This is a genomic window from Streptomyces sp. W1SF4 (assembly GCF_003950035.1).
Classification (GTDB): Bacteria; Actinomycetota; Actinomycetes; order Streptomycetales; family Streptomycetaceae; genus Streptomyces; species Streptomyces racemochromogenes.
In genome coordinates this window covers 5,834,027-5,853,218 of the sequence record NZ_CP034350.1, presented here as the reverse complement: position 1 = coordinate 5,853,218, position 19,192 = coordinate 5,834,027, and the positions used below count along the sequence as shown (strand labels likewise).

General features: G+C 74.2%; 18 protein-coding genes. 5 read left to right on the top strand and 13 right to left on the bottom strand.

Translation table 11 applies throughout. From position 1 onward, the window contains the following. Nucleotides 1–28: 28 nt before the first annotated feature. Nucleotides 29–868: a GNAT family N-acetyltransferase gene (locus D1J60_RS27380; RefSeq protein WP_125822872.1), complete on the top strand. Its 840-nt coding sequence runs from the start codon at nucleotides 29–31 to the stop codon at nucleotides 866–868. A gap of 1 nt (nucleotide 869) precedes the next feature. On the opposite strand, the gene D1J60_RS27375 is transcribed toward D1J60_RS27380, so the two are convergent. Together D1J60_RS27375 and D1J60_RS27370 are read right to left on the bottom strand one after the other, a co-directional pair. Then, complete coding sequence (locus D1J60_RS27375) at nucleotides 870–3,131, bottom strand: bifunctional salicylyl-CoA 5-hydroxylase/oxidoreductase (RefSeq protein WP_125822871.1); 2,262 nt, start codon at nucleotides 3,129–3,131, stop codon at nucleotides 870–872. Between the two features lie 4 nt (nucleotides 3,132–3,135). Next, entirely contained in the window at nucleotides 3,136–3,963 is an 828-nt protein-coding gene (locus tag D1J60_RS27370; protein WP_125822870.1) for an enoyl-CoA hydratase family protein, read from the bottom strand. 299 nt (nucleotides 3,964–4,262) lie between these two features. Between D1J60_RS27370 and D1J60_RS27365 the strand changes: the two genes are divergently transcribed. Next, the gene (locus D1J60_RS27365; RefSeq protein ID WP_241253610.1) at nucleotides 4,263–4,628 is read left to right on the top strand and encodes an ATP-binding protein; all 366 of its coding nucleotides are present in this window, start codon (nucleotides 4,263–4,265) and stop codon (nucleotides 4,626–4,628) included. A 99-nt stretch (nucleotides 4,629–4,727) separates the two neighbouring features. On the opposite strand, the gene argF is transcribed toward D1J60_RS27365, so the two are convergent. The 8 genes from argF to D1J60_RS27325 all read right to left on the bottom strand — a co-directional run bounded on the left by argF (nucleotide 4,728) and on the right by D1J60_RS27325 (nucleotide 14,196). Further along, a complete protein-coding gene (argF, locus tag D1J60_RS27360; RefSeq protein WP_125822868.1) occupies nucleotides 4,728–5,738 on the bottom strand; it encodes an ornithine carbamoyltransferase in 1,011 nt (336 codons plus the stop codon). Between the two features lie 124 nt (nucleotides 5,739–5,862). Further along, nucleotides 5,863–7,089, bottom strand: a complete 1,227-nt coding sequence (locus D1J60_RS27355; protein ID WP_125598200.1) for an arginine deiminase — start codon at nucleotides 7,087–7,089, stop codon at nucleotides 5,863–5,865. A 55-nt stretch (nucleotides 7,090–7,144) separates the two neighbouring features. Beyond that, nucleotides 7,145–7,648, bottom strand: coding sequence for a hypothetical protein (locus tag D1J60_RS27350; RefSeq protein ID WP_125822867.1), 504 nt, complete (start codon nucleotides 7,646–7,648; stop codon nucleotides 7,145–7,147). Nucleotides 7,649–7,811: 163 nt separating this feature from the next. Continuing rightward, entirely contained in the window at nucleotides 7,812–10,412 is a 2,601-nt protein-coding gene (locus D1J60_RS27345; protein WP_125822866.1) for a polynucleotide kinase-phosphatase, read from the bottom strand. After that, the gene (locus D1J60_RS27340; protein WP_125824205.1) at nucleotides 10,409–11,950 is read right to left on the bottom strand and encodes a 3' terminal RNA ribose 2'-O-methyltransferase Hen1; all 1,542 of its coding nucleotides are present in this window, start codon (nucleotides 11,948–11,950) and stop codon (nucleotides 10,409–10,411) included. Before D1J60_RS27340 ends, D1J60_RS27345 begins: the two co-directional genes overlap by 4 nt. A gap of 115 nt (nucleotides 11,951–12,065) precedes the next feature. Next, on the bottom strand, nucleotides 12,066–12,296 hold the full coding sequence (locus D1J60_RS27335) for a hypothetical protein (protein ID WP_125822865.1): 231 nt from the start codon (nucleotides 12,294–12,296) through the stop codon (nucleotides 12,066–12,068). Nucleotides 12,297–12,386: 90 nt separating this feature from the next. Continuing rightward, the gene (gene mmuM, locus D1J60_RS27330; RefSeq protein ID WP_125822864.1) at nucleotides 12,387–13,259 is read right to left on the bottom strand and encodes a homocysteine S-methyltransferase; all 873 of its coding nucleotides are present in this window, start codon (nucleotides 13,257–13,259) and stop codon (nucleotides 12,387–12,389) included. A gap of 10 nt (nucleotides 13,260–13,269) precedes the next feature. Continuing rightward, on the bottom strand, nucleotides 13,270–14,196 hold the full coding sequence (locus D1J60_RS27325; protein ID WP_125598187.1) for an LLM class F420-dependent oxidoreductase: 927 nt from the start codon (nucleotides 14,194–14,196) through the stop codon (nucleotides 13,270–13,272). A 183-nt stretch (nucleotides 14,197–14,379) separates the two neighbouring features. On the opposite strand from D1J60_RS27325, the gene D1J60_RS27320 reads away from it, so the two are divergent. Continuing rightward, on the top strand, nucleotides 14,380–16,074 hold the full coding sequence (locus D1J60_RS27320; RefSeq protein WP_241253409.1) for a hypothetical protein: 1,695 nt from the start codon (nucleotides 14,380–14,382) through the stop codon (nucleotides 16,072–16,074). A 176-nt stretch (nucleotides 16,075–16,250) separates the two neighbouring features. Then, nucleotides 16,251–16,532: a hypothetical protein gene (locus D1J60_RS27315; RefSeq protein WP_206436690.1), complete on the top strand. Its 282-nt coding sequence runs from the start codon at nucleotides 16,251–16,253 to the stop codon at nucleotides 16,530–16,532. 70 nt (nucleotides 16,533–16,602) lie between these two features. Here D1J60_RS27315 and D1J60_RS27310 read toward each other — a convergent pair whose 3' ends face one another. The 3 genes from D1J60_RS27310 to D1J60_RS27300 all read right to left on the bottom strand — a co-directional run bounded on the left by D1J60_RS27310 (nucleotide 16,603) and on the right by D1J60_RS27300 (nucleotide 18,766). Then, complete coding sequence (locus D1J60_RS27310; RefSeq protein WP_125822863.1) at nucleotides 16,603–17,091, bottom strand: DUF6099 family protein; 489 nt, start codon at nucleotides 17,089–17,091, stop codon at nucleotides 16,603–16,605. A gap of 122 nt (nucleotides 17,092–17,213) precedes the next feature. After that, the gene (locus tag D1J60_RS27305; RefSeq protein WP_125598216.1) at nucleotides 17,214–17,555 is read right to left on the bottom strand and encodes a nucleotide pyrophosphohydrolase; all 342 of its coding nucleotides are present in this window, start codon (nucleotides 17,553–17,555) and stop codon (nucleotides 17,214–17,216) included. 65 nt (nucleotides 17,556–17,620) lie between these two features. Then, on the bottom strand, nucleotides 17,621–18,766 hold the full coding sequence (locus D1J60_RS27300) for an ATP-binding protein (protein ID WP_125824203.1): 1,146 nt from the start codon (nucleotides 18,764–18,766) through the stop codon (nucleotides 17,621–17,623). Here D1J60_RS27300 and D1J60_RS37445 point away from each other — a divergent pair. Then, nucleotides 18,698–19,162 (top strand): hypothetical protein, encoded by a 465-nt coding sequence (locus D1J60_RS37445; protein ID WP_164720784.1) that lies wholly within the window; start codon nucleotides 18,698–18,700, stop codon nucleotides 19,160–19,162. The genes D1J60_RS27300 and D1J60_RS37445 overlap by 69 nt on opposite strands. Nucleotides 19,163–19,192 lie beyond the last annotated feature (30 nt).

Genomic DNA, 19,192 nt, shown 5'->3' with positions numbered 1-19,192 from the left:
CGGGCGACCGGGGACGCCAGCATGGGGCATGACATGGACCTTCAGCACTGATCTGGCGGCCTATCTGGCCGCCGCGCGCCCGGCCGTGGCCGCGCAGCCCGTCGTCAACACCACCCTGCTGACCGTCACCGACGCCCTGGAGCGGCGGGGCCCGCGGGCCTTCGGCGGCACCGGTCCCCTGTTCGGCTGGTGGACCGGCGCGGACGGGGCCGTCGAGGGGGCCCTGCTGCACACCCCGCCGTTCCCGCTGCTGCTCGGCGCCGTGCCCCCCGAGGCCGTCCGGGCCCTGGCCGGGGAACTCGGCTCCGACCCGCTGCGCGGCCGCGTCGGCGCCTTCAACGCCCGCCGCGCCGACGCGCGGACGCTGGCGGCGGCGTGGGGGCCGCCGGCCCGGGTCGTCGAGGAGCTGCGCCTGTACCGGCTGGGCACCCTGGCCGCACCGGACCCCGCCCCCGCGGGCCGGGCCCGGGCCGCCGCCGAGCCGGACCTGCCCCTGCTGCTGGAGTGGACCGAGGCCTTCGACCGGGAGTGCGGCATTCCCGCGAGCCCCGCCGAGGGCCGGCTGCGCGACCGGCTCTCGTACGGCGGGCTGCTGCTGTGGGAGCTCGACGGCCGGCCGGTGTCGCTGGCCGGCTTCTCCCGCCCGATCGGCGGCGCCTGCCGCATCGGCCCCGTCTACACCCCGCCCGCCGGCCGGGGCCGCGGCTACGCCGCCGGGGTGACGCACGCGACGAGCCGGGCCGCGTACGCCGCCGGGGCGGCCGAGGTACTGCTCTTCACCGACCTGGCCAACCCCACCAGCAACGGCGTCTACCGCCGCCTGGGCTACACCCCGGTGGAGGAACGCGTCGTCCTGGAGGCGGTCTGAGCTATCCCTTGCCGGTCGGGGGCCTGCGGCTGCCGGCGCGGTAGGGGGCGGGCCAGGGGGCTCCGGGGCCGGCGTAGCCCTGTTCGGCGGCGGCGTGCAGCGTCCAGTGCGGGTCGTACAGGTGGGGGCGGCCGAGCGCGCAGAGGTCGGCGCGGCCGGCCAGCAGCAGGGAGTTGACGTCGTCCCAGGACGAGATCGCGCCGACGGCGATGACGGGGACGCCGAGGGCGTTGCGGATCCGGTCGGCGTAGGGGGTCTGGTAGGAGCGGCCGTACTCCGGGGCCTCCTCGGCGACGACCTGTCCGGTGGAGACGTCGACGGCGTCCGCGCCGTGGGCGGCGAAGGCGGCCGCGATCCGTTCGGCCTCCTCGGGCGTGGTGCCGCCGGGGGCCCAGTCGGTGGCGGAGAGGCGGACCGTCATCGGCCGCTCCTCGGGCCACACCTCGCGGACGGCGTCGAAGACCTCCAGGGGGAAGCGGAGCCGGTTCTCCAGGGGGCCGCCGTAGGCGTCGTCGCGGTGGTTGGTGAGCGGGGAGAGGAACCCGGACAGCAGGTAGCCGTGCGCGCAGTGCAGTTCCAGCAGGTCGAAGCCGCAGTCGGCGGCGCGGACCGCGGCGGCCGCGAAGTCGGAGCGGATCGCGGCGAGGTCGGCCGCCTCCAGGGCGCGCGGGACGGCGGAGACCCCGGCCTTGTAGGGCAGTGCGGAGGCGGCGACCAGGGGCCAGTTGCCGTCCGGGAGCGGTTCGTCCATGCCCTCCCACATCAGCCGGGTGGAGCCCTTGCGGCCGGAGTGGCCGAGCTGGACGCCGAGGGCCGTACCGGGCGCGGAGGTGTGGACGAAGTCGGCGATCCGCTTCCAGGCGGCCGCCTGCTCCGCGGTCCACAGCCCGGCGCAGCCGGGGGTGATGCGGCCTTCGGCGCTGACGCACACCATCTCCGTCATGACGAGCCCGGCTCCGCCCAGGGCCCTCCCGCCGAGGTGGACGAGGTGGAAGTCGCCGGGGACGCCCTCCTCGGCCGAGTACATGTCCATCGGCGAGACCACGACGCGGTTGCGCAGGGTGAGGCCCCGCAGGGTGAACGGGGTGAACATGGGCGGGGTTCCCGTGCCGTCGGCGTCCTCGGGGCAGCCGAAGTCGCGTTCCACCGCCCGGGTGAACCGTTCGTCGCGCAGCCGCAGGTTGTCGTGGGTGACGCGGCGGCTGCGGGTGAGCAGGTTGAAGGCGAACTGCCGGGCGGGCTGGTCCACGTATCCGGCGAGGTCCTCGAACCAGCGCATGCTGGCGGCGGCGGCGCGCTGGGTGCTGGCCACGGCCGGGCGCCGCTCCTCCTCGTAGGCGGCGAGGGCGGAGGGGACGTCGGGCAGCCGGTCGAGGGCCTCGGCGAGGGCGAGGGCGTCCTCGACGGCGAGTTTGGTGCCGGAGCCGATGGAGAAGTGGGCGGTGTGCGCGGCGTCGCCGAGGAGCACCACGTTGCCGTGCGACCAGTGTGCGCTGACGACGGTGCGGAAGCGGGTCCAGGCGGAGCGGTTGCCGCGCAGCGGCCGGCCGTGCAGGGCCTCGGCGAAGGTCTTGGCGCAGCGGGAGGCCGATTCGGCCTCGTCGCACAGGTCGAGGCCGGCCGCCCGCCACACCTCTTCCCGCATCTCGACGATGACGGTGGAGGCGTCGGGTGCGTACGGGTAGCCGTGCAGCTGCATGACCCCGTGTTCGGTTTCGGCGATCTCGAAGCGGAAGGAGTCGAAGGCGAAGTCGGCGGCGAGCCAGACGTACCGGCAGCGTCCGGGGGTCTCGGTGGGCCGGAAGTGCGCGGCGCCGCGCGCGCGGGTGGCGCTGTGCACCCCGTCGGCGGCGACCACCAGGTCGTACGCGCCGGCCAGCGCGAACGCGTCGGGTGCCTCGGCACGGAAGCGCAGGCGTACGCCGAGGCCGGCGCAGCGTTCGTGGAGGATCTCCAGGAGCCGTCGGCGGCCGAGGGCGGCGAAGCCGTGGCCGCCGGAGGTCAGCAGCCGGCCGCGGTGGACGACGTCCACGTCGTCCCAGCGGACGAACTCGGCGGCGAGGGCGGCGTGGACGACGGTGTCGGCGCGTTCGATGCCGCCGAGGGTCTCGTCGGAGAGCACCACGCCGAAGCCGAAGGTGTCGTCGGGGGCGCCCCGTTCCCAGAGCTCCACCGCGTGCCCCCGGCGGGCCAGCAGTGCGGCGGCGTAGAGCCCGCCGGGTCCGCCGCCGACGACGGCGACCCTCATGGCGCTCGCGGACATGCGGCTACCTGCCCTTCCACTCCGGGGGCCGTTTCGCGGTGAAGGCGGCGTGGAACTCGGCGTAGTCCCGGCCGTTCATCAGCAGGGCCTGGGTGTTGGCGTCGAGTTCCACCGAGGCGGCCAGGGGCATGTCCAGCTCGGCGGTGAGCAGGGCCTTGGTCTGGGCGTGGGCGAGGGCGGGGCCGGCGGCGAGGCGGGCGGCGAGTTCGGCGGCGCGGGCGTCGGCCTTGCCCTCGTCGACGAGTTCGCTGAGCAGGCCGATCCGTTCGGCCTCGGCGGCGCGTACGGGCTCTCCGAGCATCAGCAGCCGGGTGGCGTGGCCGAGGCCGACGACGCGGGGCAGCAGGTAGGCGGCGCCCATGTCGCCGCCGGAGAGGCCTACGCGGGTGAAGAGGAAGGCGAAGCGGGCGGAGGGGTCGGCGATCCGGAAGTCGGCGGCGAGGGCGAGGACGGCCCCGGCGCCGGCGGCCACCCCGTGCACGGCGGCGATCACCGGGAAGGGGCATTCGCGGATCGCGCGGACGACCTGGCCGGTCATCCGGTTGAAGTCGAGGAGCTGGGCGGTGTCCATGGCGAGGGTGGCGCCGATGATCTCGTCCACGTCCCCGCCGGAGCAGAAGCCGCAGCCCTCGCCGGCGAGGACGAGGGCGCGCACGGAGCGGGTGCGGGACAGTTCGGCGAGCAGATCGCGCAGGTCGGCGTAGGCGCCGAAGGTGAGCGCGTTCAGCTTCTCGGGGCGGTCGAGGGTGACGGTGGCGACGCCGTCCTGCCGGGTCACCCGCAGGTGGCGCCACCGTTCGGTCTCTGGTGTGGAACCGGTGAAGGGACTCACGCCATCGAAGCTATCACCGAATCGTGACCGTCGTCAGAGAAACGCGACAAGTGGTCACCCCGGCGGCGGTACGGCGCGGGACGGGGCGGCGCGGCACGGCACACGGGCCGAAGGTCCGGCCCGCCCCCGCCCCTGGTCCCCCGGCGTTGCGCCGGGGTGCCCTACGGGGGCTCCGGCCCGGTCCGTATTGTTGAATCCAGGACTGCCCCCGCCCCCCACCCTCACGGAAGGACGGACCCGCCGTGCACGACAGCTCCGCCTGGCGGATCGCCCTCCCCCACACGACCGCCGCCGTACCGATGGCCCGCGCCCTGATCCGCACCGCGCTCACCGACCTCGACCGGTGCCCCGACAGCGACACGGCGGAGCTGCTGACCGCCGAGCTGGTGGCCAACGCCATCGAGCACACCGCCGGGGCCGCCCCGATCGAGCTGGTCGTGGAACTGCGGCCGGGCGGCTGCCAGGTGGAGGTGCACGACGGCGATCCCGGGCCGCCGGGCGACCTCACGGCCGGCCGTCCCGGGCCGCCGCCCGACCCGTGGCAGGAGGGCGGCCGCGGACTGCTGCTGATCCGGGCCCTCAGCTCGGCCTGCGGCCACCGGCCCACCGCGCGCGGCAAGGCCGTCTGGTTCACCCTGCCGAGCCGGGCGACGGCGACCGCCTGAGTCCGCGCCACCCCACGGCTGTCGCCCGCAGCCCGCAGCCCGCAGCCCGCAGCCCGCAGCCCGCAGCCCGCATGAGTATGCGGCTGCGTGCCCGGCCGGCTACGCGGCGGGGTGGGCGAGCGTCGCGACGAGGACGGCCTTGATGGTGTGCAGCCGGTTCTCGGCCTCGTCGAAGACGACGGAGTGCGCGGACTCGAACACCTCGTCCGTGACCTCCAGCGAGTCCAGGCCGTGCCGCTCGTGGACCTCCCGGGCCACCTTGGTGCCCAGGTCGTGGTAGGCGGGCAGGCAGTGCAGGAACTTCACGTCCGGGTTCCCGGTGGCGCGCAGCACGTCCATGGTGACGGCGTACGGCACCAGGGCCGCGATCCGCTCGTCCCAGACCTCCTTGGGCTCGCCCATCGAGACCCAGACGTCCGTGGCCACGAAGTCGGCCTGCGCGACGCCCTGCGCGACCTCCTCGGTCAGGGTGATCCGGGCCCCGCTGACGGCGGCGAGCTCGCGGGCCCGGGCCACGACGGCGTCGGCCGGCCAGTAGGCCTTCGGCGCGACGATGCGCACGTCCATGCCCAGCAGGGCGCCGGTCACCAGGTACGAGTTGCCCATGTTGAAGCGGGCGTCGCCCAGGTAGGCGAAGGAGATCCGGTCCAGCGGCTTGGTGCTGTGCTCGGTCATGGTGAGCACGTCGGCGAGCATCTGGGTGGGGTGCCAGTCGTCGGTGAGGCCGTTGAAGACGGGCACGCCGGAGTGGGCGGCCAGCTCCTCCACGGCCTGCTGGCTGTCGCCCCGGTACTCGATGCCGTCGAACATCCGGCCGAGCACCCGCGCCGTGTCCCGGACGGACTCCTTGTGGCCCATCTGGGAACCGGAGGGGTCGAGGTAGACGGTGTGGGCGCCCTGGTCGGCAGCGGCGACCTCGAAGGCGCAGCGGGTGCGCGTGGAGGTCTTCTCGAAGATCAGCGCGAGGTTCTTCCCCTGGAGCCGGCGCTGCTCGGTCCCGGCCTTCTTGGCCGCCTTGAGTTCGGCCGCGAGCTCGACGAGGCCGCGGAACTCGGCGGCGGTGAAGTCGAGCTCCTTGAGGAAACTGCGGCCGAAGAGGTCGGTGGCCATGGGGACGCTCCAGAGTGCGCTGACAGGGGATGCTGGAAGTCTATACGATCCTCTGCATTCATATACGGGACAGTGGATCACGTCACACGACGGCCGTCACGCGCCCTCCGTCACGCCCCGGCCGTCACGCCGCGTCCCGCTCCACCGGGCAGCTCATGCAGCGCGGGCCGCCCCGGCCGCGCCCCAGCTCGCTGCCGGGGATCTCGATCACCTCGATGCCCTCCTTGCGCAGGTGGGTGTTGGTGGTGACGTTCCGCTCGTAGGCGACGACCACCCCCGGCTCCACGGCCAGCACGTTGCACCCGTCGTCCCACTGCTCGCGCTCCGCCGAGTGCACGTCCTGCGTGGCGGTGAGCACCCGCACCTTGTCCAGGCCGAGCGCGGCCGCGATGGCCCGGTGCATGTGCTCCGGCGGGTGGTCGCTGACCCTCAGCTCGCCCGGCCCCTCGCCCGGCCGGATCGTGTAGGAGCGCAGCATGCCGAGCCCCGCGTACTGAGTGAACGTATCTGCGTCGACCATCGTCATCACCGTGTCCAGGTGCATGAACGCCCGCCGCTTGGGCATGTCCAGGGCCACGATGACGGAGGCCGACCCGGCCGCGAACAGGCCCCGGGCGAGCATCTCCACCGCCTGCGGGGTGGTCCGCTCGCTCATCCCGATCAGCACGGCGCCGTTGCCGATGACCAGGACGTCCCCTCCCTCGATGGTCGAGGGGTAGTCGGCCTGCCCCTGCGACCAGTAGTGGAAGGCGCCGGAACCGGTGAACAGCGGGTGGTGCCGGTAGATCGCCTCGAAGTGCACGGTCTCGCGCTGGCGGGCGGGCCAGCGCATGGCGTTGATGGACACCCCGTCGTAGATCCAGGCGGAGGTGTCGCGGGTGAAGAGGTGGTTGGGCAGCGGCCCCAGCAGGAAGCCGTCCATGTCGAGGGCGTGGAAGCGCACCGACAACGGCTCGGCGTGCCGCTCCAGGTACTCCCTCTTGGTCATCCCCCCGACCAGGGCCTCCGCGAGGGCGGCGGAGGGCAGCCCGTCGAAGACCGCGCGCAGGTGGTCGGTGGCGAGCGGACCGTACTCCTTCTCGTCGAAGACCCGGTCCAGTACGAGGTGCCGCGCCTCGGGGACGTCGAGCGCCTCGCGGAGCAGGTCGCCGAAGAGGTGGACGGCGACGCCGCGGTCGCGCAGGACGTCCGCGAACCCGTCGTGCTCCTGGCGGGCCCGGCGCACCCACAGCACGTCGTCGAAGAGCAGGGCGTCCTTGTTGCTTGGTGTGAGCCGCTTCAGCTCCAGGTCGGGCCGGTGGAGGATGACGCGGCGCAGCCGCCCGGTCTCGGAGTCGACATGGAATCCCATGGCGTACACATTCCCAGACCGGGCGGCTTTGCGACCCCGCCTCGGCAGTACCCGCTCAGCGCAGGCCGAGAAGTGCCGTCGGGGTGCCGATGACGTCCGGGGCGGTCAGGCCCAGCTTCGGGACGGCCAGGTTGGGGACGCCGTTGTTGCTCGCGTCCGGCATCGTCAGCGGGGCGCCGACGACCGCACCGGGGGTGCGGGTGAGGAGGGTGGTGGCCGGGGACTCCAGGGAGCCCTCGCCGTCCGTCTCGGGCTCGCCCATCAGGTTGGGCACCACCGAGGCGACCCGGGTGGCTCCGAGGTCGGCGGCGATCGGCACCACCGGGAGCAGTGGGGTGGGCAGCAGGTCGCCCTGGTGGAACCGGGGCGACTCCGGGGCGCCGACCATCGGCACCGGGACACCCGTGGCCAGGTGCGGGGCCGGCAGGCCCAGCGTGGTCTCCACCGCCTCCAGCGGGACACCCACCGGGACCGAGTCGGCCACGGCCGGGGAGGCCGCGCCGGCCGCGGCCATACAGGTCATGAGCGCCGCAATGCTTCCGCGCGCGGTCATCTTCATAGGTGACGTTCCGTCCTTCCTGGGTCGCGGACACTCCGCTGCCCTGGATGAACGATCCCGCCGCCGCTTTCCCCGGACTTCCGCGGGAAAGTTCCCCCATACGACCTAATTCGAGGCCGTACGGGGGCTCCCGCTTTACGCCCGCCCCGAACCGAGCGCCGGGTCACAGGCGCGGGTCGACCGGCTCCGACTCCAGGGCCAGCACGGCGAACACCGGCTCGTGGACCCGCCACAGCGGCTCCCCCGCCGCCAGCCGGTCCAGCGCCTCCAGGCCGAGCGCGTACTCGCGCAGCGCGAGCGAGCGCTTGTGGCCCAGGAACCGGTGGCGCAGCCGCTCCAGCTGCTCCGGGCGCGCGTACTCCGGCCCGTAGACGATCCGCAGGTACTCGCGCCCGCGGACCTTCACCCCGGGCTGGACCAGCCGGCCCTTCCCGTCCCGGGCGTACGCCTGGAGCGGCTTGACGACCATGCCCTCGCCGCCGGCTGCGGTCAGCTCCAGCCACCACTCGGTGCCCGCGCGGACGGACTCCTCGTCGCCGGTGTCCACGTACACCCGGCGGGTGCGGCGCAGCAGCGGCGCGTCCGTGCCCCCGTCGGCGTCCGCGAGGCGGTCCAGCCAGGCGAGCTGCTCGTCGTGCGGGACGGCCGCCAGCGACCGGCCGGCCGCGGCGAGCAGCTGGAACGGCGCGAAACGTACGCCGTCCAGCCGGTCGGTGCTCCAGCAGTAGCGCCGGTACGCCTCGGTGAACGCGGCGGCGTCGGCGGCCCGCCCGCGCTGGCGCTCCAGCAGCGCGCCGGTGTCCACGCCCCGGGCCGCGGCCGCCTCCAGGGCGGCGACCGCGTCCGGCAGGACGGCGCGGGAGGCGGCGCCCACGGCCGCGTACTGGTTGCGGAGCAGGCCCGTGGACTTCAGGGACCAGGGCAGCAGTTCCCCGTCGAACAGCAGCCAGTCAGTGCCGAGTTCCTCCCACAGGCCCGCGCGGTCGACCGCCGTGCGCAGCCGGGCGAGGAACTCCTCGGTGAGCTCCGGGTCCGGGAAGAACGGGCGGCCGGTGCGGGTGTAGAGGGAGCCGGTGGGGCCGTCCTCCACGCCGAACCGCGCGCGGGCCGTCTCCGCGTCCCGGCACAGCAGGACGGTGGCGCGGGAGCCCATGTGCTTCTCCTCGCACACCACCCGGCCGATGCCGTCGGCCCGGTACTGGGCGAAGGCCTCGGCGGGGTGCTCCAGGAAGCCCCCGTCAGCGGCTCCGCCGCGGGCCTCCTCCTGGGAGGCGGCCGTCGGCGCCATGGTCGGCGGCAGGTAGGGCACCAGCCGGGGGTCCACCGCGAAGCGGCTCATGACCTCCAGGGCGGCGGCCGCGTTCTCCTCGCGGACGCCGACGTTGCCCAGGTGGCGGGTCTCCACCACCCGCCGGCCGTGGACGTCGGCCAGGTCGAGGGGGCGCCCGTCGTGGCCGCCGGGCACCTCGGCGGCGAGCGGCTTGACCGGCTCGTACCAGACCTTCTCGGCCGGTACGTCGACCAGTTCGCGCTCGGGCCAGCGCAGGGCGGTCATCCGGCCGCCGAAGACGGCGCCGGTGTCGAGGCAGATGGTGTTGTTGATCCAGGTGGTGTCCGGGACCGGGGTGTGGCCGTAGACCACGACGGCCTTGCCGCGGTAGTCCTCGGCCCACGGGTAGCGCACGGGCAGGCCGAACTCGTCGGTCTCGCCGGTGGTCTCGCCGTACAGGGCGTGCGAGCGGACCCGGCCGGAGGTGCGGCCGTGGTACTTCTCGGGCAGCCCGGCGTGGCAGACGACCAGCTTGCCGCCGTCGAGGACGTAGTGGCTGACCAGGCCGGCGATGAACTCCCTGACCTCCTTGACGAACTCGTCGCTCTCGCGGGAGAGCTGCTCGACGGTCTCGGCGAGGCCGTGCGTCTGCTGGACCTTGGACCCCTTGAGGTAACGGCCGAGCTTGTTCTCGTGGTTCCCGGGCACGCACAGGGCGTTGCCGGACTTGACCATGCCCATCACCCGGCGGAGCACGCCGGGGCTGTCGGGGCCGCGGTCGACGAGGTCGCCGACGAAGACGGCGGTGCGGCCGGCGGGGTGGACGCCGTCCTCGTAGCCGAGCTTGGCGAGCAGGGTCTCCAGCTCGGAGGAGCAGCCGTGGATGTCGCCGACGATGTCGAAGGGGCCGGTGAGGTGGGTGAGGTCGTTGAAGCGCTTCTCCAGCACCACTTCGGCGGACTCGGCCTCCTCCACCGTGCGCAGGACGTGCACCTTGCGGAAGCCCTCGCGTTCCAGGCCGCGCAGGGAGCGGCGCAGCTCGGAGCGGTGCCGCTGGATGACGCGGCGGGGCAGGCCGGCCCGGTCGGGGCGGGCGGCGTTGCGCTCGGCGCAGACCGACTCGGGCATGTCGAGGACGATCGCGATGGGCAGGACGTCGTGCTCGCGGGCCAGGCGGACGAGCTCGCGGCGGGACTCCTTCTGGACGCTGGTGGCGTCCACGACGGTCAGTCGTCCGGCGGCGAGCCGCTTGCCGGCGATGTAGTGGAGCACCTCGAAGGCGTCCTTGCTGGCGCCCTGGTCGTTCTCGTCGTCGGCGACCAGGCCCCGGCAGTAGTCGGAGGAGAGGATCTCGGTGGGCTTGAAGTGCTTGCGGGCGAAGGTGGACTTGCCCGATCCGGTGGCGCCGACGAGGACGACGAGGGACAGGTCGGTGACGGGGAGCACGCGGTGTGCCGGCCGGGCGGCCGGGCGGTCGGTGGTGGGGGTGGTCATGCTGCCTCACCCTCCTTCAGGGTCTCGGTGGCGGCGGTCTCGGTGGCGGCCGTCCGGGTGGCGGCCGTCTCCGCGGCGGTGAAGACGGCCATCTGGGTCGGGGCTCCGACCTCGGGGTCCTCGTCGCCGACGGGTACGTGGGCGACGGTGTAGCCGTACCGGCCGGCGACGCGGGCAGCCCAGGCGCGGAACTCCTCGCGGGTCCACTCGAAGCGGTGGTCGCGGTGGCGTACGTGTCCGGCGGGCAGGGACTCCCAGCGGACGTTGTACTCGACGTTCGGGGTGGTCACGAGGACGGTGCGGGGGCGCGCCGCGGCGAAGACGGCGTACTCCAGCGCGGGCAGCCGGGGCAGGTCGAGGTGCTCGATGACCTCGCTGAGCACGGCCGCGTCGTAGCCCGCCAGCCGCTTGTCGGTGTAGGCGAGCGAGCCCTGCAGGAGCCGGACGCGGGAACTCTGGCGCTCCCCCATCCGCTCCAGCCGCAGCCGGCGGGCGGCGATGGTCAGGGCCCGCACGGACACGTCGACGCCGAGGACCTCGGTGTACGCCGGGTCCTTGAGCAGGGCCCGCACGAGGTGTCCCTCGCCGCAGCCGAGGTCGAGCACCCGCTGGGCGCCGGCCTCGCGCAGTGCGCCGAGGATCGCGTCCCGCCGGCGCACGGCGAGCGGGACGGCCCGCTCCGGGGTGCCCGGGACCTCGGGGGCCGCGTCGGCGCCGTCCGGGGCCGCGGCCACGGCGTTGTCGAGTTCCTCGGCCTCGCTCCCGTCGGCCTCGGCCAGCCGGGCCAGTTCCAGGCGCTCCATGGCGTCGCGGGTGAGCTCCTTGCGGCGGGCCAGGTAGCGGGCGGTGATCAGCGCGTGCTCGGGGTGCCCGGCCAGCCAGCCGTCGCCCGCGCGCAGCAGCTTGTCGACCTCGTCGGGGGCGACCCAGTAGTGCTTGGCGTCGTCGAGCACCGGCAGCAGCACGTACAGCTGGCGCAGGGCGTCCTCCAGCCTGGCCCCGCCCTCCAGCACGAGCCGCACGTAACGGCTGTCGCCCCATTCCGGGAACCGCTCGTCCAGCGCGACCGGCGTGCTCTCCACCCGGTCCCAGCCCAGCGGGCCGAACAGGCGGCCCACCATCTCCGGGCCGCCCCGGGCGGGCAGCACCGGGATCTCGATCCGCAGCGGGAGCGTGCGGCCCGGCAGTTCGGGGCGCAGGGAGCACTGGCCCTTGAGGGCGGTGCGGAAGACCCCGCTGAGCGCGACGGCGAGCAGCGAGGAGGCCGCGTACGGGCGGTCGTTGACGTACTGGGCGAGGGCGGCGTCCGGCGCTCCGCCCCGTCCCTTGCCCTGGCCGCGCCGGACGAGCGCGACGGGGTCCACCTCCAGCAACAGCGCCGCCGTGCACCGTTCGGCCGTGGCCTCGGGGTAGAACACGTGGGCGGTGCCGTGCGAGGTGGAGAAGGCCTGTGCCCTGCCGGGATGCTTGTGCAGCAGGAATCCCAGGTCAGTGGCCGGATTCTCCGTCGTGCCGGTGGTGCTGATCGTCAGGAACATGCGCTCCAGCATGTCCCGCGCACCACCGTCGGTGCGAACGTATTTCCGGGTGGCGGCCGGCCCGCCCTGCGGGTGGTCCGGCCGCCGTTCCGCGAGGTCCTCCCCTGGGGTCGGGTCAGCGCTGCTTGGGGATGTTCAGCGGGCGGCCGATGTGCCAGTGCGGCTCGGTGCCGCTGTAGGGGCACAGATAGGCGATCCGCTCGTGCTGCCACGGCTGGATCCGGTGCATCTCGCTCGCGGCGTGTTCCGCCGCGGCCTCGTTCGCGAACTGCTTCTTCTCCCCGCACGCCCTGGAGCGGGTGATGCGGCGCCTGGCGGCGGCGCCCGTCCTGCTGGTGCGCTTCATCTGTCCTGCCTATCCCAGCAGGAGCCGACCATAAAGGGCCTTCACCCGATCGAGTGATAGTCGGCCGCGCCCCCTTGCCGTCGCCCCGGATCACGCCAGGAGCGGCCCCAGTGCGGCGATGCGGTCCGGGCCGATGCGGCAGCATCCCCCGACGAGCCGGGCGCCGGCCGCGCGCCACGCCTCCACGGGCCAGGGGGCGGTGGCGGCGGGGGCGGGGGCGTTCCAGCTGCGGCTGGCGGCGTCCCAGACGGAGCCGTCGTTCGGATAGGCCACCAGCGGCTTGGCGGTGACGGAGGCGGCGGCTTCCAGAGCGGGCAGGACGTCCTCGGGATCACAGCAGTTGACGCCGACCGCGATCACCTCGGGGGCGGCCGCCGCCAGGGCGAACGCCTCGGCGAGCGGCTGGCCGGCCCGGGTGCGGCCGCCCGCGACCGTGTACGTGAGCCAGGCGCGGGCGCCCGTACCGGCGAGCACCCGCAGCAGGGCCCGCGCCTCCAGGACGTCGGGGACGGTCTCCAGCGCCAGGACGTCGGGGCCGGCCGCCAGCAGCGCCCCGATCCGGGGCCGGTGGAAGTCGGCCAGCTCCGCCTCCGTGAGCCCGTACCGGCCGCGGTACTCGGAGCCGTCCGCCAGGAGCGCCCCGTACGGGCCCGCCGAGGCGGCCACCCAGACCTCCCGGTCGGCGGCCCGGGCGGCCGCGCCGGCCACCCGCACGCTCCGCTCCAGCAGGTCCGGCTCGTGGCCGACCTGGTAGCTCGCGGTGATCAGCACCTCGGCGCCGGCCCGGACGTACGCCGTGTGGGCGGCGAGCACCTGGCCCGGGCGCTCGGCGAGCACCCGGCCCGTCCACATCCCCCCGGACAGGTCGCAGCCCTGGTCGGCGAGCTGGTTGCTGAGCCCGCCGTCCAGGAGCACGGCCCTGCGGGCCAGGGCTTCGGCGAGCGGGCCGGTCGCACGCGGCACGGCGGCGGCCCTACCGGCCGAGCTGGGGCAGGACGCGGGCGGAGACCAGCTCCAGGTGGTCCAGGTCGGCGAGGTCGAGGAGCTGGAGGTAGACGCGCGAGGAGCCGATGGCCGAGTAGGTCCCGAGCTTCTCGACGACCTCGTCCGGGGAGCCGGCCAGGCCGTTGGCCTTCAGCTCGTCGACCTCGCGGCCGATGGCGGCGGCCCGGCGGGCGACCTCGGCGTCGTCCTTGCCGACGCACACCACCAGGGCGTTGGAGTAGACGAGTTCGTCCGCCTTGCGGCCGGCCGCGGCGGCGGCCTCCCGGACCCGGGCGAACTGCCGGCGGCTGTCCTCCACCGAGGCGAACGGCATGTTGAACTCGTCCGCGTAGCGGGCGGCGAGGCGGGGGGTGCGCCGTGCGCCGTGGCCGCCGACGAGGATGGGCACCTTGGCCTGGGCGGGCTTGGGGAGCGCCGGGGAGTTCTCCACCCGGTAGTGGACCCCCCGGTGGTCGAAGGCGGCGCCGGGCTCGGTGGCCCACATCCCGGTGACGATGGCCAGCTGTTCCTCCAGCCGGGCCATGCGCTCCGCGGGGAAGGGGATCCCGTACGCCTTGTGCTCCTCCTCGAACCAGCCCGCGCCCAGGCCCAGTTCCACCCGGCCGCCGGACATCTGGTCGACCTGTGCCACCTGGATCGCGAGGACGCCGGGCAGCCGGAAGGTCCCGGCCGTCATCAGCGTGCCCAGCCGGATCCGCTTCGTCTCCCGGGCCAGGCCGGCGAGGGTGATCCAGGCGTCCGTGGGCCCCGGCAGGCCGTCGACGGAGCCCATCCGCAGGTAGTGGTCCGATCGGAAGAACGCGTCGAAGCCCAGGTCCTCGGTTGCCTTGGCGACGGTCAGGAGGGTGTCGTAACTCGCACCCTGCTGCGGTTCGGTGAAAACGCGGAGATCCATGCCCTCCATCCTGCCCTCCCCACCCCTGCCGGGTGGTCGGCAGTTCATTTGGCTGTTGGCCGTGGCTGGCCGTCGACTGCCTCGTACGGGTGAACGGGAGGCGTTGCAGGGACCGATGGCTTGTTGAGACGTCAGTCTGAGCAGGGAACGTCCGTGCTGCCGTAGAGGATGAGGAGGGGGCCGATGGCGCGCGGTCGGGGAAAGCGGAAGCGTGCGCTGCGCGAGCTGGTCGCGCCGTTCACCGTGTCTGCTCCCGCAGGTGCGCGGATCAGGGATCGTCTGCGCGTGTCCGCCGAGGAGGCCCGCGTCTTGCGGGTCGTCGGCGAACATCTCGGCGGGTGCGCCCGTGCCGATCTTGCCGAGCGGGTGCGGATCGGCAAGGTGGCGGTGAGGGAGAATCGGCGGGCCGAGCGTAAGCGGGTGCTGACGAGGGTGTCGTCTTCGCGCTGGGCGGGGGCGATCACCCGCACCAGTGAGGACCAGTACCAGCTCTCCCTGCAGTGCCTGTTCCATGAGCGGGCCTCCCTGCGCCGGGCCACTAGCAAGATTCGTCAGCGTCTGGCGGTGCCGTGCGGGCAGCGTGCGGGCGGTGTCCGGGGCTACCCAAGCCGGGCCGAACGGGCACAGAAGCAGCGCCGGTTGCAGGTCCTCACCGCGCGTCTGGCCGATGTGGAGGCTCGTATCGACGCTGGGCATCCAGCAGTCGTTGTGGGTGGCCGCCGTCTGGCGAAGGTGCGGCACCACCTGACGGACGCCGGTCTCAGCGAATCCGGGTGGCGGGAGCGGTGGGAGGCGGCCCGTCTCTTCCTGACTGCCGACGGGGAGTCCGGGGCCCCGTACGGGAACTACACGATCAGCGTGGACCCGGTCGACGGCACGGTCACGATCGTTCTTCCCGAACCCTTGCGGCACCTGGCGAACGCGCCACGCGGCCGCTACCGCCTCACCTGCACCGTCACCTTCCACCACCGCCGGGGCGAGTGGCTGGACCGGGTCACCGCCCACCGCGCCGTGCGTTACGACATCACCCACGACCCCGACCGTGGCCGCTGGTACCTCGACGCGTCCTGGTCCACGCCGAATACGGTCCTGCCCAGCCCGGTCGAGCTGGCTGCCACCGGTGTGCGGCTGCTGGCCGTGGACCTCAACGCTGGCCACCTCGCCGCATGCGTCATCGACGCGCACGGCAATCCAGTGGACCAGCCCGTTACCGTCCCCACCAACCTGACCGGACCCGCATCGCAGCGCGACGGACGACTGCGGCAGGCGATCAGCGAACTCATCCACCTCGCCAAGACGAACGACTGCGCCGGTCTGGCGATCGAAAACCTCGGCTTCGACGACGCCCGCGCCACCGGCCGCGAAACCATGGGCCGCGGCAAACGCGGCAAGGCCTTCCGCCGCACGGTCGCCGGCCTCCCCACCGCCCGCTTCCGGGAACGAGTGCGAGGCATGGCCCACCATGCCGGGCTCGTCGTCGTCGCGGTCGACCCCGCCTACACCTCCCGTTGGGGAGCACAGCACTGGAGGCAGCCTCTCCAGCAGCAGTCGAAGACGACCGTCGTCACCGGCCACCACGCGGCCGCAGTGGCGATCGGCAGGCGCGCCCTCGGACACGGGCTACGGCGTCGGCCCGGTGTGACCGCACACGACCAGAGGATCGTGGTGCGGAGAGCTACCGGCCAGACCGTCCCCCACCCGAGGGCACGCGGGACCACGAGCCCGCCAAGGACCACAGGCACGCCCCACCAAGGCACCAAGACCTGCAGGGACCGAAGCGACCCGCTCGCGCTGCTCCCCGTCTCCCAAGACCGTTCGGGGGGACAACCGGCCAGCCCGGTTTACGGCGATCCGGCCAACAGCGGCCAACATCGCTAGGAATGGTGAATCTTCGTCAACCGGAAGGGCCGCCCCCCGCCCCGCCAGTGACCAGCGCGGATGGGGATCGTTGGCTCGGACGGAGCCGGACCGCCCGGCCCGCGCGCCGGCGGCCTCCCGTCGATGCGTCCACCGCCCCCTTCCGTACCGGAAGGGCCAGGGCCGAGGAGGCCGCCATGTCCCACGAGTCCGCGCCAGAGCATCCCGGACAGACCGGACAGGCTGCACACGACCACGCACGCCAGGAGTCCCCGGCACCCGCCCAGGGCGGCGCGCCGAAAGGCCTGCTCCAGCAGATGGAGGAGCTGATGGCGGCGCTGAACGCCGACCTCTCCCAGCTCGACGCCGACCTCCAGCACTCCGCGGACCGCACCCTGCCGGCCGCGCCGGCGGCCCCCGGGGGCCGGACGTACGAGGGCGAGCTCCGCTCCGACCGCCACTCCGACCGGTCCTTCTGACCGCGCGGGGGTCCCGTCACGCACGGCGGGACCCTCGGCAGCGCACCCGCCCGCCCGGGCCCGCCTCGGCTCAGCTCACGCCCGACGCCGAGCCCCGCTGGGGCACGGCCGCCATCCGGCGCAGCAGTGTCCGCACCCGGTCGCTCGACTCGTCCGCCGCGTCGATCGACTCTATGCACTGCCAGTACAGGCCTTCGTCGTCCGTCGCGCAGGCCACCCCGACGAGGGCTATGCCGACCTCGCCGAGCAGCTCCTGGAGCCCGAGCAGCGCCTGCCGTATGTCGGCCGTCCCCGTGAGCTGCGCCGCCCTCGGCGGCTGTTCGGGCGGTCTTCCCTCGCCCCTCAGGGCCGCCCGGTCGATGACCCCGCACCCTCTGCCGCCGGCTTCCCCCAGTCCCCGCGCCTCCGCTCTGAGCTCGGGCGGCCCGGTGACCGCCAGCCAGCTCCCCACGCCCTGGGCGAGCGCCTGGGCCTGCCAGGCCTCGCCCACGATGCCCCATGCCTCCCCGCTCCGTGCCAGCGCGTGCCGGCCGGCCGCGATGAGCCGTACCGCATCCATATGCCGTCCCCCGTCCGCACGACATCCCGCCGTTCTCCACTACCCAGAGTGAAGGCAACGAGCCAGTAAAGCCAGGGGTATTCGGAAATCTGTGGACACAAACATGGTTGTGGACGACGCCATCACTCCGAAGAGTGACGATCTGGTGTCGAAGTACCGGTTACCGGGAAGCGGTGCTCGTTTCTCTCGATCTTCGCGGCCAGCGCATCCAGCACATCAACCCCGACAACCTCACAGAACTGCAGCAGGTACGCCATCACGTCGGCGACCTCGTCGGCCACTCTGTGTGCGCTTTCGGGCTTTTCCATGACCGCCGCCGACTGTTCGGGGGTCAGCCATTGGAAGATCTCGACCAGTTCGGCGGCCTCGACGCTCAGGGCCACGGCCAGGTTCTTGGGCGTGTGGTACGGGGCCCAGTCCCGGGCGGCCGCGAAGGCGGCCAGCCGTCGCTGGAGTTGGTACAGCCGTTCGTCCCGCCGGGGCGGGGGCCCGTCACCTGTGGGTGCCGCGCCGTTCGTGGGGACGTCGTTCATGGGGACAGGTCTACCACTGAGACGCCGGGGACCCCGCGTCCGGTTCCCGCCGTGTCCTCGCCGACCGCCGCCACCAGCCTGATGTGCCCGCGTCCGCCGGACAGGACGGCCAGCCGCAGCAGTTCGGCGGCCTGCCGGCGGTCCAGCCCCCGGTCCAGGCCGTCGGCGAGGACGGTGAGTGCCTGGCGGGCGGAGAGCAGTTCGGCGGCCGGGTCCACCTCCAGCACGCCGGGCCCGGTGAGCAGGACCAGGGCCAGAGCCAGGAAGCGCAGTTCGCCCGCGCCAAGCCGGTCCAGGCCGGTGGCGGGGCGGCCGGGGCCGCGGTCGAGCACGGCCGCCACCAGCCCGGCCCCTCCGGTGGCGGCCCGTACGTCCAGCCCCGCCACCGGCCCGGCGCAGCCGGTCCGCGCCGCTCCGGCCAGCAGGGCGTGGCGGGTGCCGCATTCGTGGCGGGTCCGGCGCAGCACGTCGGCCAGGTTCCCGCAGTCGGTGCGCAGCCGGCCCTCGCCGGCCGGGACGGGCGCCCGCATCCGGCCGGGGTCCGGGTCGCAGGCGAACACCGCGCGCAGGGCCACCACCGCCTGCTCGGCGGCGGCCAGCACCCGGCGCTGGCCCGCCGTGGACCCGGCGACGCGCAGCGGCAGCAGTACGGTGCCGAGGCGGTCGTCGGGCATCGGCGCGCGGGTCACGCCCACGGTGCCCCCGGTGAACCAGGCGGCCTCCAGGGTGCGTCGGCGCGGGTCGCGCAGGGCGGTGGTGAGCAGGATCCGGCCGTCCTGGGAGAGCCGTTCGCCGGCGATGCGCAGCACCGGCTCGGCCTGGACCGCGAGGTCGAGCCGGACGGGGCCGCAGGGGCCGTCGACCGTGCAGCCGAGGCGGAAGCCGCGCCGGCCGCCGCCGTCGGGGACGGCCCGGTCGGGCACCCGGGACGCGGGGTCGGGGAAGGCCTCGCGCAGGGTGGCCCCGGAGGCGAGGGCGGCCAGCGCCCGGTAGGCGTCCAGGGCCTGGGTCTTGCCGCTGCCGCTGGGGCCGGTGAACAGGGTCACCGGGCCCAGCGGGAAGGCGGCCGCCCGGTGCGGGCCGAAGGCGGAGAGCCGCAGCTCGGTGACGGCGGGCCGGGCCGGTCCGGTATCGGCGGACACACCGCCGGAGGGCGCGACTCCACCGACCCGCGGCGGCGCACCGGAGGCGCGGCCGGCTTCTGCGGGGCACGGTTCGGCGAGGCCGACCTCAGCGCGGCCCGACTCGGCGCGGCCGTCCTCGGCGGGGCAGGGTTCGGCGGGGCCGGCGTCGGCGCGGCCGACTTCTGCGCGGCCCGGCTCGGCGCAGCCGGACTCGGCACGACCGGACTCGGCGCAGCCCGGCTCGACGCGGCCGACCTCAGCGCGGCCGGACTCGGCGCGGCCGACTTCAGCGCGGCCCGGCTCGGCGCAGCCGGACTCGGCGGGGCACGGTTCGGCGAGGCCGACTTCAGCGCGGCCCGACTCGGCGCAGCCGGACTCGGCGGGGCCGGGGCCGTGGCGGGGGTGGGCGGGTGACGGGCTGTCAGCCGGGGGTGCCGTGTGCGG

Coding starts and splice junctions, on each gene's coding strand:
- D1J60_RS27380 (WP_125822872.1), top strand. CDS start 29: ATGACATGGACCTTCAGCACTGATCTGGCGGCCTATCTGGCCGCCGCG.
- D1J60_RS27375 (WP_125822871.1), bottom strand. CDS start 3,131: ATGTCCGCGAGCGCCATGAGGGTCGCCGTCGTCGGCGGCGGACCCGGC.
- D1J60_RS27365 (WP_241253610.1), top strand. CDS start 4,263: ATGGCCCGCGCCCTGATCCGCACCGCGCTCACCGACCTCGACCGGTGC.
- argF (WP_125822868.1), bottom strand. CDS start 5,738: ATGGCCACCGACCTCTTCGGCCGCAGTTTCCTCAAGGAGCTCGACTTC.
- D1J60_RS27355 (WP_125598200.1), bottom strand. CDS start 7,089: ATGGGATTCCATGTCGACTCCGAGACCGGGCGGCTGCGCCGCGTCATC.
- D1J60_RS27350 (WP_125822867.1), bottom strand. CDS start 7,648: ATGAAGATGACCGCGCGCGGAAGCATTGCGGCGCTCATGACCTGTATG.
- D1J60_RS27345 (WP_125822866.1), bottom strand. CDS start 10,412: ATGACCACCCCCACCACCGACCGCCCGGCCGCCCGGCCGGCACACCGC.
- D1J60_RS27340 (WP_125824205.1), bottom strand. CDS start 11,950: ATGTTCCTGACGATCAGCACCACCGGCACGACGGAGAATCCGGCCACT.
- D1J60_RS27335 (WP_125822865.1), bottom strand. CDS start 12,296: ATGAAGCGCACCAGCAGGACGGGCGCCGCCGCCAGGCGCCGCATCACC.
- D1J60_RS27325 (WP_125598187.1), bottom strand. CDS start 14,196: ATGGATCTCCGCGTTTTCACCGAACCGCAGCAGGGTGCGAGTTACGAC.
- D1J60_RS27320 (WP_241253409.1), top strand. CDS start 14,380: ATGGCGCGCGGTCGGGGAAAGCGGAAGCGTGCGCTGCGCGAGCTGGTC.
- D1J60_RS27315 (WP_206436690.1), top strand. CDS start 16,251: ATGTCCCACGAGTCCGCGCCAGAGCATCCCGGACAGACCGGACAGGCT.
- D1J60_RS27310 (WP_125822863.1), bottom strand. CDS start 17,091: ATGGATGCGGTACGGCTCATCGCGGCCGGCCGGCACGCGCTGGCACGG.